This is a genomic window from Butyrivibrio hungatei DSM 14810 (genome assembly GCF_900143205.1).
GTDB lineage: Bacteria > Bacillota > Clostridia > Lachnospirales > Lachnospiraceae > Butyrivibrio > Butyrivibrio hungatei.
On record NZ_FRDH01000003.1, the window covers coordinates 372104 to 389072 of the forward strand.

17 protein-coding genes are annotated in these 16969 nt (G+C 39.7%); 2 read left to right on the forward strand and 15 right to left on the reverse strand.

The genetic code is table 11. The features are described from left to right. Positions 1-30: 30 nt before the first annotated feature. A complete protein-coding gene (locus tag BUA02_RS01685; protein WP_071176674.1) occupies positions 31-507 on the forward strand; it encodes a methylglyoxal synthase in 477 nt (158 codons plus the stop codon). Between the two features lie 59 nt (positions 508-566). On the opposite strand, the gene BUA02_RS01690 is transcribed toward BUA02_RS01685, so the two are convergent. The 12 genes from BUA02_RS01690 to BUA02_RS01745 form a co-directional block, all read right to left on the reverse strand. Further along, on the reverse strand, positions 567-1286 hold the full coding sequence (locus BUA02_RS01690; RefSeq protein WP_072700477.1) for a DUF4097 family beta strand repeat-containing protein: 720 nt from the start codon (positions 1284-1286) through the stop codon (positions 567-569). A gap of 12 nt (positions 1287-1298) precedes the next feature. Further along, positions 1299-2297: a permease prefix domain 1-containing protein gene (locus BUA02_RS01695; RefSeq protein ID WP_072700479.1), complete on the reverse strand. Its 999-nt coding sequence runs from the start codon at positions 2295-2297 to the stop codon at positions 1299-1301. Positions 2298-2299: 2 nt separating this feature from the next. Further along, complete coding sequence (locus BUA02_RS01700; protein WP_071176677.1) at positions 2300-2635, reverse strand: PadR family transcriptional regulator; 336 nt, start codon at positions 2633-2635, stop codon at positions 2300-2302. 264 nt (positions 2636-2899) lie between these two features. After that, positions 2900-3529 carry a lactate utilization protein gene (locus BUA02_RS01705; protein ID WP_072700481.1) on the reverse strand — a complete coding sequence of 210 codons (630 nt, stop codon included), beginning with the start codon at positions 3527-3529 and terminating at the stop codon, positions 2900-2902. A gap of 73 nt (positions 3530-3602) precedes the next feature. Continuing rightward, positions 3603-4472 carry a DUF6688 domain-containing protein gene (locus BUA02_RS01710; RefSeq protein ID WP_072700483.1) on the reverse strand — a complete coding sequence of 290 codons (870 nt, stop codon included), beginning with the start codon at positions 4470-4472 and terminating at the stop codon, positions 3603-3605. Positions 4473-4595: 123 nt separating this feature from the next. After that, positions 4596-5885, reverse strand: coding sequence for an erythromycin esterase family protein (locus BUA02_RS01715; RefSeq protein ID WP_072700484.1), 1290 nt, complete (start codon positions 5883-5885; stop codon positions 4596-4598). Beyond that, entirely contained in the window at positions 5882-7885 is a 2004-nt protein-coding gene (locus tag BUA02_RS01720; RefSeq protein ID WP_072700485.1) for an FtsX-like permease family protein, read from the reverse strand. The genes BUA02_RS01715 and BUA02_RS01720 overlap by 4 nt, the downstream gene beginning before the upstream one ends. Beyond that, positions 7875-8645 carry an ABC transporter ATP-binding protein gene (locus BUA02_RS01725; protein ID WP_072700487.1) on the reverse strand — a complete coding sequence of 257 codons (771 nt, stop codon included), beginning with the start codon at positions 8643-8645 and terminating at the stop codon, positions 7875-7877. The genes BUA02_RS01720 and BUA02_RS01725 overlap by 11 nt, the downstream gene beginning before the upstream one ends. 134 nt (positions 8646-8779) lie before the next feature. Next, positions 8780-9649 (reverse strand): sensor histidine kinase, encoded by an 870-nt coding sequence (locus tag BUA02_RS01730; protein WP_083572635.1) that lies wholly within the window; start codon positions 9647-9649, stop codon positions 8780-8782. 49 nt (positions 9650-9698) lie between these two features. Next, on the reverse strand, positions 9699-10373 hold the full coding sequence (locus BUA02_RS01735; RefSeq protein WP_072700492.1) for a response regulator transcription factor: 675 nt from the start codon (positions 10371-10373) through the stop codon (positions 9699-9701). A 68-nt stretch (positions 10374-10441) separates the two neighbouring features. Continuing rightward, a complete protein-coding gene (locus BUA02_RS01740) occupies positions 10442-11233 on the reverse strand; it encodes a GNAT family N-acetyltransferase (protein WP_072700494.1) in 792 nt (263 codons plus the stop codon). Between the two features lie 13 nt (positions 11234-11246). Continuing rightward, positions 11247-11741: a GNAT family N-acetyltransferase gene (locus BUA02_RS01745; protein ID WP_072700496.1), complete on the reverse strand. Its 495-nt coding sequence runs from the start codon at positions 11739-11741 to the stop codon at positions 11247-11249. Positions 11742-12116: 375 nt separating this feature from the next. Between BUA02_RS01745 and BUA02_RS01750 the strand changes: the two genes are divergently transcribed. Beyond that, a complete protein-coding gene (locus BUA02_RS01750; protein ID WP_072700498.1) occupies positions 12117-13055 on the forward strand; it encodes an AEC family transporter in 939 nt (312 codons plus the stop codon). 53 nt (positions 13056-13108) lie between these two features. Here the strand turns inward: BUA02_RS01750 and BUA02_RS01755 are convergent, their stop codons facing one another. The 3 genes from BUA02_RS01755 to BUA02_RS01770 form a co-directional block, all read right to left on the reverse strand. After that, entirely contained in the window at positions 13109-14431 is a 1323-nt protein-coding gene (locus BUA02_RS01755) for an MATE family efflux transporter (protein ID WP_072701197.1), read from the reverse strand. 146 nt (positions 14432-14577) lie between these two features. Continuing rightward, complete coding sequence (locus tag BUA02_RS15760; protein WP_178297589.1) at positions 14578-16029, reverse strand: Type 1 glutamine amidotransferase-like domain-containing protein; 1452 nt, start codon at positions 16027-16029, stop codon at positions 14578-14580. A 127-nt stretch (positions 16030-16156) separates the two neighbouring features. Further along, positions 16157-16963, reverse strand: coding sequence for a Cof-type HAD-IIB family hydrolase (locus BUA02_RS01770; protein ID WP_072700500.1), 807 nt, complete (start codon positions 16961-16963; stop codon positions 16157-16159). Between the last annotated feature and the right edge of the window lie 6 nt (positions 16964-16969).

Genomic DNA, 16969 nt, shown 5'->3' on the forward strand with positions numbered 1-16969 from the left:
TAGAGTAATCATATCCAATAGGAGGCTCTTATGTCAGACACAATCACACTTACAATTCCAAGACAAAAGAATATCGCGCTTATTGCCCATGATGGCAAAAAGGCTGAGCTTATAAAATGGTGCCAGGACAATGCAGAGACACTTAAAAAGCACTTCCTCTGCGGCACAGGCACAACAGCCAGAATGATCACAGATGCAACAGATCTTCCTGTTCGCGGCTACAACTCAGGCCCACTAGGTGGTGACCAGCAGATTGGAGCCAAGATCGTAGAAGGCAAGATCGATCTTGTAGTATTCTTCTCTGATCCGCTTACTGCTGCTCCTCATGATCCTGACGTTAAGGCTCTTATGAGAATTGCTCAGGTTTATGACATTCCATTTGCAAATAATAAAGCAACTGCTGATTTTCTTCTTCACTCCAGCTACATGGATGAAGAGTATGATCACGAGATCATCAACTTCAAGCAGAACATAGCTCAGAGAGCAGAAACACTTCCAAACAAATAACTTAACCAAAAAAGACTTGGGAATACTCTTCCCAAGTCTTTTAATCTATATTAAAAAGATCACTTGATCTCAACATCTCCAAGGCTGCAGTTTACCATGATAGTTCCCTCGGTACCTGTTTGAACATAGGAACTGCTACTAGTATTTTTGCCTATCTTCACGGCCCCAAGGGATGCATTAGCTGAAATTGAATAGTTCTCAAGGTCTTTTACCATATCGATCTCAACATCCCCAAGAGAGGCATCAATATCAATACTCTTGGCATCACAGCTATAGATCTTAACATTTCCAAGTGCTGCATCTATATCAATATCTTCAGAAACAAGGCTCTGGGCCTCAAAGCTTCCAAGGTTATCATTTATGTGAACCTTCTTGGAATCAAGCTTTTGAAGAGTTACTTCACCGCAGGCAAGATTCAAACTAAAATCATCAAGCTTTATATCCTTTGGTAAAACGATAGTCATCTCATTACTCTGACTGTCGAACTTGGTGTTTTTGATCTTTGTATCAGGCTGCTTGATAGTAAGTGTCTTGCTGCCTTTGTCGTAAGTAACTGTAGGTTTAAGTCTCTCTGCGCCATAATAGGTTATTGATGGAGCGCTGCCCTCTTCAATCTCTACATCCATAAGGGCTGCTTCAATGCTGATCTTTTGAACATCAGCGCCAAATTCATAATCTGCATTCACTTTCTTGTCATTTACACCCCCATGAACATAACAACCATAGATGATTGCACAAAGTGTGAGAGCCACAAGAACAAAAGAATAGATATGTCTCATAATATTTCCTCCTTACTTCTTAAGAAAAATTTCAGTAAGTGGCTTACGTAAAATGCCTGCTATAGGCCAGATAAGCCATGTTGAGCCCCAGTTAAATGATGTAAAGCTAAGGATAAGGTAGATAGCAAGTACTGTCTTCCAATAGTCCTTCATAAGGATTTCTGCTGCACGGCTTACATATTCTTTCTTTACTTTCTTGACTGGCTCATAGTTGCCTGCAACTGTAGTTGTATCATTAAGAGAAAGGAGCTTGTCAAAAGCTGCATCCTTGGCTCCTGAGAACATGATAAAGAATACACCGATACCAGCTCCGATGAAGATAAGTGCTGGAGCAAATCCTTCAGTAATGATGCTAAATGATGAACCAAGAATTGTATCTAAAATGATCACTGGAAGGAAGCTGATACTACAAAGCACGATTCCAAGTGTTCTAAGAACAAGCTTATAAGACTGACTGTCTTCCTTTTCCCTTGCAAGATACTCAGCTGTTGAATAGCTGATCGTGCAAAGCTCTTTGTCCAAAAACTTCCAATCACGCATAAGGAATGATGCGATCATGAAGAGGCTGATACCTGCTGCTATGCAGATAAAGAGTAAAATTACACCGATAAGTTCAATTGCATCAATTCCTACTGCATTGCCAATTGATCCGAAAATGATAGGTCCAATAGGTGAAAAGATGCAGAGCAGGATTCCAAGGGAATTGAAAAATCTGCGACGTGCTGAATCAGCAATATAATTGTCACATTCATTCTGGCTGATAAGTCTTCTATCAGTTGTCTCCATCTCAGAAACCACGTTGTTGATTCCAAGGCTCTCAGAGATCTCATCAAGATTTCCAAACTCTGAAATTACAATGGCGATTGCCTCATTCTCAGGCTTTCCCTCACCAATAAGCTCTGTAAACTTATCTTCCATCATTGAATAAAGCTCATCTTTTGCTTTTTTAACTTCAAGAGTATTTGGAAGATTAGCAAACATTGTCTCAAGATAATTCTTAATCGTTTCCATAATCACTGTTCTCCTCTAATAAAATGTTCGACGACTTCTTTCGTCAAGTGCCATTCCTGGCATTTTTCCTCATAATACTTTTTGCCGAGTTCTGTAATCTTGTAGTAGGTTCTCTTCTTGCCATTCTCTGCACTTTGTGAATAGGATTCAACGTATCCGTTCTTTTCCATTCTGGTGAATGCAGAATAAAGAGTTGTCTCTTTGATAATATATTTATCCTCCGAAAGTGCCCTTATCTTCTTGGATATATCGTATCCATATGAGGGCTCATCAAGGAGTATAAATAATATGATCGTGTCATTGTATCCGCGAATTACATCGCTACTGATTTCAATCATCCATGAATCACTCCCTTTCTCTATATTCAATTGATCAATTTCAATATAATATACTTCGTCTGTAGTACTACGTTTATCATACTACGTCAGTCGTACTATATCTGATGAAGTAAATATACTACGGCTGTCATAGTATGTCAATAACTTTTTCAAAAATTTTTTTACTATTTTTTGATAATAGCAAAAAGCCGCAGAAAATAAGGGCTTACAGCCATCTATCTGGTTGTAAGCCCTGCTTATTATCAATTATTTAGTAAAAGAAATTTAGAATCCGAGGTTGTCATTAACTAAGATCACATGGATACGATCTACGTGACGTGAGAATCTTGTAATAAGGAACTGGCAGCAGATCGTGTCTGGAGATTTGCAGTTCATACAAGAACCAGTCTTGGTACATGGAGTGTTAAGTCCAAATCTCTGAGCATTTATAGGTGCTGCTACGTTTCTGGCACGCTTCATTGCTGCATCAACGTCTGGACAAACCTTATTCATGCCAACTATTGCTACAACATGCTTTGGTCCCTGGGCAATTGCTGATACTCTGTTAGCGTTGCCATCAATGTTGACCATTACGCCATCTTCTGTGATCGCATTGGCACTTGTAAGGAAGTAATCAGCATCATAGGCTGCAAGCATAGCTGCTCTCTTATCCTCTGCCTTATCTCTATCGATAAAGTTATAGTTCCCATTCTTAAGAGCATCTACAAGTCCAATCTCATGAGCTGACATTGCACCGCCCATAGTTACTGATGAAGACTCAGGAATGATCTCAAGAGCAATCTTTAAAGCCTCTTCTTTAGTAGCTGCGTAGTAGCCCTTCATGTTTCTTGACTCAATTCCCTTGATAACCTGCTGTGCCAGCAGCTGGTTACGTTTAACAATATTTTCGTTCATAGAAACCTCCTCTAAGCATGCACATTTCAAATGTTTTTATAATTATACATTCAAATTAGATAGTGCACAATCTTTATTTAGAAAAGGTCCATCCGATAGTCTCTGTGAATGCTCTTGTTATTGCATCTGATGGCTGACCAAATGCTCCAAGTATCAGAGCTACAGCCGCAAATAAAGGAATCATCATAAGTATTGCAATGATAGGCCATGCAAGCGGAGTATTAAGTGCTTCCTCAAGAGCTGTTCCGATACCTTCCTGATCAAGTACAGGTCTTTGTGCCATAACTATCTTCCATTCGTGTATCTTTTCGATGATGGCTCTCGCAGTTATCATGATCCAGCACGCAGGAAGAATGTAAATATATTGAAAAAAGACTGTGGGAGCAACTTCATATGATGGCTGGATCTGTATTGTTAACATCATAAGAACTATATCGCCTATGTACATAGCTGACATGGCTAAGATAGCGACCATTGGTGCCATTTTTGTCATTGGAATATATTCAAGAATGATGTACCCTAAAATACTCAAGCAAAGAAATGTCACCACAGTAGGGAGAGTATCAATATTCACAGGATAATAAGGTATTACACCAGCTCTTTCACCGGTAAAATACCAAGTCACTCCGTCAGTCAAAAACAGAATTCCCGATAATTCCAATGCCGTTCCCAAAACAAATACCAGAAGATCTATTCTTTTTTCTCCCCTTAATCCTTTGTTAAATGACTCTGTGATAAGAAAAGTCATCTCAAAGATCACGAAACAAAGTGGTATTCCTATGAGAAATACGCTAAACAAAAAAAGCTCCGTTTGTCTTGTCATGATCCTATACATATCTTCAAATGAAGCATAAAAGACCACATTTCCAAGGGTAAAAGCAAGCATCAAAAATGTAATAATAGGTAATCTAAAGATTTTTATCTGTTCTCGTTCTTTATTCAAAGTTCTTTCTCCTTGAAAATTCTAAGTGTTCACATAAATCAACACACACTTAAAAAAGTATATGTTGCAGGCCAGAAAAAAGCAAAAAGGAACGCCTTTTTGGGGCGTCCCTTGATTTATTTATTAGTACTGAGGTACTGTGGCATGTACCTGATAGTAAAAGATCATTCCATCATAGAGATCCACAGGTGCCATCTCTGTTCTGTAGGCTGAGTGGTAGATATAATAGATGCCTGTAAAGCCCTCTCCTACAGTTCCCATTGAGACTGGTGAATGGACAAGATCATAAACTTTTTTGTCCGTTTCAGGCGAAATAGTTTCAAAATCAAGATAGAATTTCTTATCCTTCATGTACTTTGCCTGATAAGCTATTGGATCAGCTGTTGTAACATAATAGTCTTTTCTCTGATACTCCTCAGTTGTGATGCTAAGTACACTGATATTGGCCTTACCCTTAAAGAAATCTGTTCCAAGGCTGTAGTATTCATCTCCATACTTTTCCTTGAGAATATGTCCCATAGTAGTAGGCATCATGGAACTATGTGGCGCTTTTGAAATATGACCATCATGGGCAGCAAGCATCACTTTGCCGCTTCCAACCTTCTTTTCGCGTTCAAGGATCCATGTAACGTTGTCAGCCATAGCCTTATCTCTGTATCCATACATATCCATTCCTTCAGCAAAGACATAATCTACAGTAGATTCAATGTTTTCAGTTACTTTAGCTGCAATAACATCTTTTGTCTCAACTGCTTTTCTGATCTCAGAAAGCTCCGCCTTGATCTTCTCAGCATCTTCTTTGGTTATCTGCTCTGTTCTTTCTTCATCCACAAAGTAGTCAAGGCTTGTTGTATCTATTCCTGTAATGCCATTTTCTTCCATGTAGTTTTTCAGAAAATCTACACCCTTTTCTGGATTCTGCATATCAAAACCATAGAATCTAAGGCTCTTTTCCTTTGGAACTGACAAATTGTACTCTCTCATCCAGTCAAGGATCCTGGCCATTTCTGCTGTATGATAGATTTTAAAGCTCATATTGTTTACGATATCTCTTGCATTTCCTTCGCCGCCCTGGATGAATTCGTTAGCTTCAAGGCAGTCAGCAAAGTCCGCTTCAAGTGCAAAGGCTGTAAAGCCATTTTCTTCTACAAGCTTTTTTAACATCTCAAGCTTAAGTGTCTGAAACTCTGAGCTTCCGTGAGTTGCCTCGCCAACGCCTACGATCTTAACGCTATCAGAAATCTCTATATCATCAAAAGTCTTTGCACTATTCACAACATCTTTTATCTTGTGACTAGCAAGAACTGTCTTGTAATTAAGGGCTATAACTGCTGCCAAAGAGCCTACTAAAACTATCGTAAGTATGATTGCAAGAATAACCTTGCAGATTTTTTTGAACACTTTCATTTTCATGCTTCCTTCCCATAAACTATGTTGTAATACTGTTTGGATGTAATGTTATAAACAAGTGTGTATACCCCAAGGAATATAAGGCTCACAACTATGATTGCGAGATTAAAGGTAAGTGTATCCACATAGAGGATCATTCCCAAAAAGAGTCTTATTATCTTACTTGCGACTATCATATGGATGATTGCTGTTGCCACAGGTAAAAAGAACATGAGCATTACCTGACTCTTTATTACGCCCTTAGCTTCCCTCTCGGAAAGACCTGCATTTGACAGGATCTCAAATCTCTTTTTATCTTCAAAGCCTTCTGACATCTGCTTGTAGAAGATGATCATTACTGTTGCAATGAGGAAAAGAGCTGCAAGGAAGATTCCAACAAAGAAGATCCCGCCATAGATACTGTAAAAAGTGCTTCTTTCATCTTCCTTATAAGTTACACTGGCTTCAAATGGGGCCTTTATGATAGTATCTTTCAATATGCCGATCTGCTCATAGCTTGTTTCTTTTGACACATTGAATCCTACGTAAACCTGGTCAAATCCTACAAAGCTCTCTGGATTCTGAGAAAGAAGCTTTTCCTTTTCTGCATTATCTGCAATAACTATTATCTCTTCATCAAAAAGAGACATTGATGGGTCGAATACTTCTTCAAGACATTTAGATGAGATCTTCTTTTTGATCTTATAATCTGAACCGTATATATTTAAATTCTCACCGGCCTTTACCTTGGCACCCGCACTGTATCTAAGGATCTCTCCGGCGTCCAAAGTCTCTTTTTGTCCGGTGTAAAGATTATACTCATCAAGTGTCAGGACATATAAAACTCTCATAGAAGTAAAGTCGTAGCTTCCCTTTGTATAGCACTCAATACTTCCATCTGCTGAAACATTGCAGATATCCATATAGTACTTTCTGACAATTCTGTCAGAGTCGCTTATTCCTGCCTCTTTTACTGCTTTTGTGACAACTGCGTCATATTCATCAAGGGTAACACCTTCATCATTCATAGCATGTAATACAACATCTCTTCTAAACATAGAGTTGATATTCTGCTCACCTAGCATAAAAAGAGCAGTTGAACAAACCAAAAGAAGAATAACTCCGGTAGATAAGATGCAGATAGATGCAAGACCTGCTGCGTTGTGCTTCATTCTGTACATCAGATTTGAAACACTGATAAAATGCTTTGTCTGGTAATAGTACTTTTTGTTTCTCTTAAGCAGCTTTAAAACAAAGATACTGCCTGCAATGAAAAGAGCATAGGTTGCGATAGTTACAAGGATCATTGCCTTAAAGAGATTTCCAAGAGCAACAAATGTGTTGTCTGTAGAAAGAGCTATCATGTAGCCAAGTAAAAGTGTGATAGTTCCAATGATCAAAAGTATGTATTTTACCTTTGGCTCTTTTTCACCGATATTGTCACTTTTTAAAAGCTCTATTGGGTTGCCAAGTCTTATTGTAAGAAGGTTGTGGATAAGGCAAATTCCAAAAACAATCGCAAAAAAGATCACTGTAAACATTGTCCCTCTAAGTGAAAAATCCATTCCACTTACAAATGGCTGTTTGATGATCCTGTAGAGCCAAAGGACCATGAGCTTATTCATGAATGCTCCAGCTACTACGCCTAGAACTATTGATGAAGTGCTTATGATAAGACTCTCAAGAGCCATTACTGTTGAGACGTTTTTTCTGCTAAGTCCCAAAACTCCATATAGTCCTATTTCTTTTTTGTATCCCTTCATTACAAACTGATTGCCGTAAAATAGGAAGATCACTGCAAAAATTCCAACTACAATAGAACCGATAGAAACAAACATAACGATATTATTGGCTCCCTTAAATACGGCTACTCCGTCCCTCATGATGTACTTACTATCAATAAGGGATAACAAGATGTGCATAACCATTACTGTAAAGGCACTTGCAAGTATGTAAGGAAGCACTGCCTTTTTGTTATTTTTGAGTCCCGTAAGAGCAAGGTTTCCCAGAAGATTATGATTCACTGTCCTCTCCTCCTCTCATGAGTACTGTGACTGACTCGCAGATCTTATCAAGCATCTCGCTTCTGCTCATCTGTCCCCTGTAGATCTGGTGGAACACTTCGCCGTCTCTGATGAACATAACTCTGTCTGCGTAGCTTGCAGCTACATTACTATGAGTAACCATAAGGATTGTCTGACCACTCTTGTGAATGTCTCTGAGTTGATGCATAAGGTTTGTTGCAGCCTTGGAATCAAGTGCTCCTGTTGGCTCATCAGCAAGAAGTATCTGAGGATTTGTGATAAGCGCTCTAGCAACTGCTGTTCTTTGCTTCTGTCCGCCTGATACCTCATATGGGTACTTGTGTAGAAGCTGCTCAATTCCAAGCTCTTTTACCAGAGGAGCAACCTTGGCATCCATTGTCTTATAATCTTCACCTGCAAGAACCAGTGGAAGCTTGATGTTATCTTCGATAGTGAAATTATCAAGAAGGTTGAAATCCTGGAAGATGAATCCCAGGTTGTTACGTCTCATGATAGCTCTCTCTCCATCCTTAAGAGCTGAGAAATCTTTACCATCTACAAGAACCTTACCTGCTGTTGGCACATCAAGACTTGCAAGGATATTTAAAAGAGTTGTCTTACCACTTCCTGACTCTCCCATGATCGCTACAAATTCGCCCTTCTCAACGCTAAAGTGAACATCCTTAAGAGCTGTAACTGAGTTTGTTCCCATTTTTGTCTTATATATCTTTTTTACGTGATTAACTTCTAAGACTGGCATTTTAATTCCTCCCTGTCGGTTTTCTATTTGATTTCACGGGCTCTCGCCCTTGTTTTCATCTCTTGACAATAACAAGGATAACAAAAAAGGAAATGCCCCGCCTTTTAATTGGCTTACATTTCCTCTTAGTAATCTTACATTTTTGTAAGGTTTTCCATGTTAACTTTTTCTTGATACACGGTGATAATGACATCTGTTCCCTTGGAAACTTTAGATTCTATGCGGATCTTGTGGCCAAGCTTGTCGCAAACTCCCTTACACAGGTAAAGTCCTAAGCCGCTTGCCTTCTTGTCCATCCTTCCATTGTAGCCTGTGTATCCTTTATCAAATACTCTGGGAAGGTCTTCGCTACTGATTCCAATGCCGGTGTCTCTTATGACTATCTCAGTGTCATCTGAAGTGTTTTCTGCATCCTGAGGTTTTCTTGTAAATATCCTGATGCCGCCTTCTTTGGTGTACTTTAGAGCATTGGAAAGGGCCTGCTCAAGCACAAAAGACAGCCACTTCTCATCTGTAAGGATATCTATATCAAGACCTTCAAGCTCTACTCTTAGATGCTTGTGAATGAATATGGTGGAATACTTTTTAACGACCTGCTTAACTACTGGCTCTAAGTTAGTCTTACCAAGGACTATATCTCCAGACATCCCTTCAAACCTAAGGTAGTTAAGGGCCATTTCTACATAGTTCTCGATCTTGAAAAGTTCCCTTTTGCTCTCACCTATATCTGGCTCTTCATCCTCCAATAGCAGTTTGAGTGCTGCAATAGGAGTCTTTATCTGATGGGCCCACAGGGCAAAAAAATCTTCTTTTTCCCTGATAGCTTCCCACTTTGCCATGTTATCATCTGTCTCTTTTTCTGGTTCACTTATGGAAGATGACTTTATGACATGTTGATTAAATATACATGCAACTGCTGTGATCAGCAGGATAAAAGAGATCCCATAAAAGATAAAGTCTGACGCAGCGCGGTACAACACACATACAACAACAAATACAAGCATAAGAAAGGTATTGCTCAATATGTATATTCGATTATTTCCCCAAAAGCCTTTATTCACCAACGATGTAGCCCATTCCTCTCTTTGTGGCTATGAAGTTCTCTGCTCCTGCAGCTTCAAGCTTTTTGCGGATCCTGGTGACGTTGACTGTAAGAGTATTGTCATCTACAAATTCATCAGCTCCCCAGAGTTTTTCCATGATGCTCTCTCTTGAAACTACTTTTCCAGCCTGCTCCATCAAGGTCTTTAAGATAAGGTACTCGTTTTTGGTCAGTTCTAGCTTCTCATCCCCTACAGATGCTGATGTGTCATCAAGATTTAGTTTTACATTCTTTACTTCTAGCTCATGAGCTGAAAGACTCTCTCCGTAGCTCCTTCTAAGTATAGCCTGGAGTTTAGCTGTCAAAACCTGAAGATCAAAGGGCTTAGAGATAAAATCATCTGCTCCCATGTTCATGGCCATTACGATATTCATGTTATCATCCGCTGACGATACGAATACTATAGGTACCTGTGACACCTTTCTGATCTCACTGCACCAGTAAAAGCCGTTATAGGCGGGGAGCTTTAAATCCATCATCACAATATCAGGCTTAAACTCATTAAACTCTTCAATTATATTTTGAAAGTTTTGAGCTACTTTTGCCTTCATCTGCCAGGTCTCAAGGTGCTTTGAAACCTTAGCAGCTATTACTTCATCATCCTCAACAATGTATACTTTTCGCATTTTTTCTCTCTGTTATTTTATGTAGTCTATATCTATGGACTTCATCCACCCATACAGATTAACATTTTTTAACCAATAGTACAAAGCTCTCCTCTTCTGATATAGCCAATCTTTTCATAACAGGCATTAGAAGCAACGTAGTCTGCATCTGTGTAGAGCATTGGTGTAAGGCCTTCTGCTGCCGCAATCTGTGAAACCTTACTTACAAGGTTCTCAGCGTAGTGACCACGCCTATGCTCAGGTCTGGTATACACAAGGCTGATGCATCCAAGACCATCATCTACCCTATATTTGCAGCTTGCTACATTTTCTCCTTTTTCATTTTTCCAGAAAAAAATCTTGCCGCTTTCAATATCAGCCTTGGCTGACTCCCTATAGAACTTCCTGTCTCTTTGATCAAGCTTAAGCTCGTTGTGGAAAGCCTCTGTGAAATCCACAAGCTCATCCTCATCAGCTTCTGTAAGCTTGTAGATATCACCCTTTGCTACTGTAGAAGGCTCTTTTACCTGAGGACAGTCATAGGCAAACATATTGGTCTTGATTCTAATATTTAAAAGAGTATCTTTTGTTTTACTAATGAAGTACTCAGCAAGCTTGTACTTGACGTTAAAGCTGTGCTTACCATCTAAAAGTCCATTTTCTGCAACTACCTTGTAGGCATTCTCAAGGTCTTTTTCTGTGGCATCATCTGGGGTCCAGATCCATACAGGAAATGGAGTGCATGAAAAGCAGATGATAAGCCTCTCATGATCTGAAAGAATCAGATCGCACTTACCCTTAAGGATCCTTCCTAATACAAAGAAGGTGTATTTATCTGACTCTAATAATCTATAATCTCTATCATCTACGAAATTATCCATAACTGTCCTCCTTTTACTCTTTTATCCTAGTAAAGTACTGCTTATCATCCTCATGATGGATATAGGCACCGTTCTTTTGCTGAACTCGTAGGCTAGCTGGATTGTCTTTGTTTACTGACATGTATACTTCATGAATGCTCATCTGTCTTGCCTTGGTAAGGGCCATAGCTAAGCCTTTTGTAGCATATCCTTTATTTCTGTACTTTGGAGACATGCAGTAGCCAATGTGTCCTGGGCCTTCACGTAAGAAATCATTTAGGTAGTGGCGGAGGTTAAATACACCAACATAGTTTCCTTCATCTGATAAAACATAGGTGGTATCTGGAACAAAGCCCTCTGGTAAGTCTTTTCCCATAGACCAGTTGCGCTTTTTTTCAATCCAGCCTAAAAACTGGTCATAATCATAGCCATATACGCTGTTGATATAGCCATTCTCATTCTCAGGAAAAGTCATATAAAGCTCGTATGTCTTCCTGTAATCTGAATCCTGCACTCTAATTAGTTCCATTGTTACTCCTCCTACTTGTTATATGTATTTATTAAATGAAAAAGCCTCATCAAACCTTTTAAGTCTGATGAGGCCTTATAACCACTTATATGTAAATACCCTATCTCAACCTGTGCATTTACTCATATCCTCATCAACCATAACACTATTAAGCCCCTGATAATTATTATTCACGGGCATGGTAGTTTCTGGCATGGAGTTGAGAATATAAGAATATGTCATGTGATTCTCACTTTCTGAAAAATTATTAGTTGTTAGTATAATTGACAGACAATAATGTGTCAACACCAAAAAAAGTTATATTTACAAATCAGGGGAGAACAACTAGAATTATGGTTTAAAAGGAAATTTTTAAGTATATATTTGGAGAAAGAAATGAGTTTATCTATTATTGTCCAGCAGATGGGAGTCATCTGTCTTTTAGTTTCTATTGGTATTTTGCTGCAGAAAAATGGCACAGTTGACGGGATCACTTCCAAGAAGGTGTCAGCAATCGTGGTTGATATCTGCAATCCAGCACTTATCATGGCTTCTATCCTTGGAGGAAATATAACAGCTACGCATAAGGATCTTTTATATGCCGCTGGTCTCGGCGTTGCATTCTATACGGTACTTGTAGTTATTGGCTTCGTGTTACCAGTTCTTTTACATGTACAGACTGACAAGCGTAAGTTCTACAACCTTATGTGCGTCTATACTAACACTGGTTTCCTTGGGATCCCTGTTGCCAAGGCAATCCTTCCACCAAATGCTATCCTGTACGTCATAGTTATCAACATATTCTACAGCTTACTGTTCTACACCCACGGCGTAACAGTACTTGGAAGCGACTCTGATAGTGCTGAAGAAAAGAGCAGTTCTCTTAAAAACATCATCACTCCAGGAACTATCATGGCAGTACTTAGCCTTGTGGTCTTTTGGTTTAATGTAACACTTCCACCAATTCTGGCAAACACCATTGAGTATGTAGGAAATTCAACCGTATTTCTTTCTATGCTTCTTCTCGGAGTATCAATCGCCAGATCAAGCTTTGTGAGTTCATTAAAAGAATGGAGGATATGGGTATTTATAGTACTTAGAATGATCATCCTTCCTATAATCGTTGTGATAATTATGAAAGGTATGTCTTTTGACAAAACAGCCATTCTTGGTATGTGCCTTATGGCAGCGGTTCCTGTTGGAAATCTTCCTATGATCCAGGCCGAAAAAAAGGGCATGGATACGAGCGTCCTTGCATCTGCAATTGCTGTCACCACAGTAGTTTCTGTTGTGACTATCACAGTGCTCATTGCTGCTGCAACCACTGTGCTCTGATACGTTTTTCTGCATTATAAAACCCGGTACACATCAAAATGTATCGGGCTTTTTTAATTTGTTCCGATATTAAGCCATTTTCCTTTGAAATAATAAATGATAAATACTATGGAGCTAACTGACCATGTCAGTGGATAAGCCCAGAATATCACGTTTACTACGGGGATAAGTCTCACGATCATAGTAATGTAAGTTATTCTCAGAAGACACCAGCTAGATAGCATTACGATCATCGGTACTGTTGTCTTACCTGCTCCTCTGTATATTCCTGCAAGACAATGGCTAAGAGCAAGAAGGCAGTAAAAAAGGCTCTCTGTCCGTGCCTGGGTTGTTCCTATTGCAATGACCTCTGCTTCACTTGAAAACATACGAAGAAGAATAGGTGCGAAGGCAAATACTATAAAACCTATGGCTTCTGCGCAGGATACACCTATGGCACTTCCAATGACAGCGCCTTTCTTAACTCTTTTCACCTCACCTGCGCCCAGATTCTGACTCACGAAGGTTGTAAGAGCCATGCACATGCATGTGATAGGTAAAAAGACAAATCCTTCAAGCTTAAAATAACTTCCGCAGCCTGCCATTGCCACAGAACCAAAAGCATTGATGTTTGACTGCACAACTACGTTTCCGATAGCAATAACGCTATTTTGTATTCCAGTTGGAAAGCCTATCCTCAGCTCTTTTGCCAAGGTAGCTCTATCCATCCTAAGTTGCCTTAAATAAATCCTGTGAGGACCATCCACCATGGTGAGCTTAACAAATGCTAGAACAGCGCTAATAAACTGAGCTATTACTGTTGCAAGGGCTGCTCCGCCGATGCCCAATCCCATGAATTTGACAAAGGTTATATCTAATACAGTATTAAGGACTGTGCTGACGATCAGGTAGTACAGAGGTCTTTTGGAATCTCCCATTGCCTGAAATACGCCGCAGCATGCACTGTACAGGATGTTACCAAGACCGCCTAAAAAGTATATCTTGAAATACAGAACTGAACTTGGCATTACGTCTGCTGGCGTCCCCATCCACTTTAGAAGCGTTGGCGTAAAGAAATATCCCCAAACTGTCATTACTAATCCCATGACAACTGCAAAAGCGATACCTGTGTGAGCCGCTATCTTCACGCCATCATTGTCTCCGGCTCCATATCTTTTACCGATGATAACGCTATTGCCCATGAACAGGCCATTTATAAAGCCTACCATCAAAAATATAAGGCTACCGGTAGTACTAACGGCAGCCAGTGCTTCTTTTCCCAGAACATTTCCTACAACAACCGAGTCCACAACGTTGTAAAGCTGCTGCAGGAGCTGTCCAAAGAAAAGTGGAATTGCAAATAAAATTAAGTTTTTAGTGATCGAACCTTTAGTCATAACATCATCATAGTAGCAAAATAAAGTAAAAATCACAATTCCATCTTCATTGAGACTACTCCGTCATTACATCCAATCTCCTCAAATTCCATACGTTTATACAAGTCGTAAGCAGTTTTCATTTATTCTTTTACCCTTCGTCTGCCTTACTCATTAATTCGTACACTCTTCCCATCGGGGCTTTTAGTTAAATACAGTACATATGTATCGTTAAAAACAATTCGATTTCCAGCCTCTAGCACCGAATTTCTAAGTTTCTCAAAGAACTCAGTTCGTAGAGGTTCTGAAAGTACTATATGATCGCAATGGGTTCCACAAAATGACACATACTCATCAGCAGTAAATACGCGCTGGCCTTTAAAATCGTGACGTGTAACCTCAGTATAGCCATACTCAGAAGCAGCTGTATATCGGAACTTTCCGTGCATATAAGGAATATCTGGCTTGTAGTAACGATCGTACAAGGCCTGTATCTTCGCATACAGCAGCTCATTGCTTGATTTATACTCTGAGCTGGTAATCATCATTGCAAGCGTTCCACCTGGTTTTAGAAGATCGAATGTTTTTGTATATGCCACTGTCTCAGGTATCCACTGAATTGTAGCAGCCGAATAGATCATATCAAACTTCATATCACCAAAATCATGTGTAATAAAATCATCATTCACAATGCTAAAATTTGATAGCTTCCCGTACTTCTCTTTCATCTTACGATAAAGATGTTCTCCAAGTTCGATTGCATGGTATTCGCACCCAGTTCTAAGCACAGGATCCGTAGCCTGTCCTGTTCCGGGACCAATTTCCAAAACGCGCTTTCCTGGTCCAATTTGGGCTTCGTCGATCAAATATGAAAACAATTCCTTGCTATACCTTGGACGAAATTTATCAAACTGCTCAGGGATAGTATCGAATACTCGTCTAAACTCGTCCTGTTCAAGTTCTTTGATATCTTCCTCAGTTAACCTATTGAGCTTTCTGTCCTCAACTTTGTAGATTGTTCCTACAGTATCTACCTTGCCTCCTTTGATAAAAAAGGCACTCATATCCTCCATGGCATAAACAGTGCGGTCCTCTGACATCCTAAGTGTCTGCTCATAGCGCCATTTATCTTCTAGGTCATGGTGACAGCTAACTGTGATGTTAGTGAATCCTAGTCCATCAAACGCTTCCATTGATTCAAAGAAATCCACCGTCTTACGGGCCATATTCATAGAGCCAGCACTAACGCCAAATATAGCGGCATGACAATCAATCAAGGCATCATAACAGCTTTTTTCACGAATAAGATCAAGCTGCTCCTCACAGGCTCCGCCACCCATCAGAAAAATACAATCCGCATTTTCCACAAGCTCTTTTGCATTACCCGGTTCTGTGCGCTTATCGATCACGCAGTGCTTTTCAAACGGTAATCCCTGCTCTACAAACATCTCATACATGCCATCACAGTCATCATCATTTTGCTCATAATCTAGCGGACACGCTGTGATAAACACTATGCTTTTCCTATTCTTAAGTTCTGTTCTAAGACGCTCAGCAATCTCCTTTGAGAAATGATGCTCTGGAAAACCGCTAAATACCGCCAACAATTCTTTTCTCATACTAGTCCTTCCCCTTGTGGTTATGACGTCTTTTATATTCTGTACTTTTCCAGATTCACCTTTCCATCGATGATCTCAACGCCTTCACTTTCAAGTATCTGAGCCTGTTTCCACACTGTCATCTCCCTCACTCCAATAATAGGCCAATACTCCTAAAGGCTTCTGAAATGCTCTCGTCATCATTACTTCCGATCACACACGAGAATTCCTTCTTCAATTCCTCCGGAGCATTTCCCATCAGAAAAGGAAATCCTACAGATCGTAGCATTTCTGCATCATTAAAATGATCACCAAAAGCAACCGCTTTCTCCGGCGGGATGTTCATATACGAGCATACTCGCCTGACTCCGTCGGCCTTTGTAATTCCCTTTCCCATGATTTCAAGAAGAACATCTGAGGATTTAACTATCGACAGCTTTGGAAATCTCTTTTTCAATTCATTTTCTATACCACATATTGCTTCAGGCTCACATATGCAAAGGAGCTTTCCTATGATTGCATCTTTTGGAAGAAGCTCTATGCCGCCCTCTGTTGCACAGACCTCAACGATTTCCTCTTCTGCGCGGACCAGTCGGTCATTCCTGTCATTTACAATCCACAATTCTTCTGAATAGATATTCCATGTACAGTCAATCTTCTCCGCCTCTATATAAGAAATAATATCCCTTGCGTCATCGGCATCAAATCCCTCCGAGTACATTATCTTATCGTTTTCATCAATGATAAGCGCCCCACTATAACAGATCATCGGGCAGGTAAACCCGTATCTTTTAAAAATCGGCCGTACTCCTGATGGTCCTCTTGCTGTCGCAATGACAAAAGGGATATTGGCTTTCTTTAGAGCAAATATTGCCTCAAGTGTGCCCTTAAGCATTCTATGTTCACTGTTTAGAATTGTTCCGTCTATATCTGAAAAAACTATTTTGAAATCCATTGATGT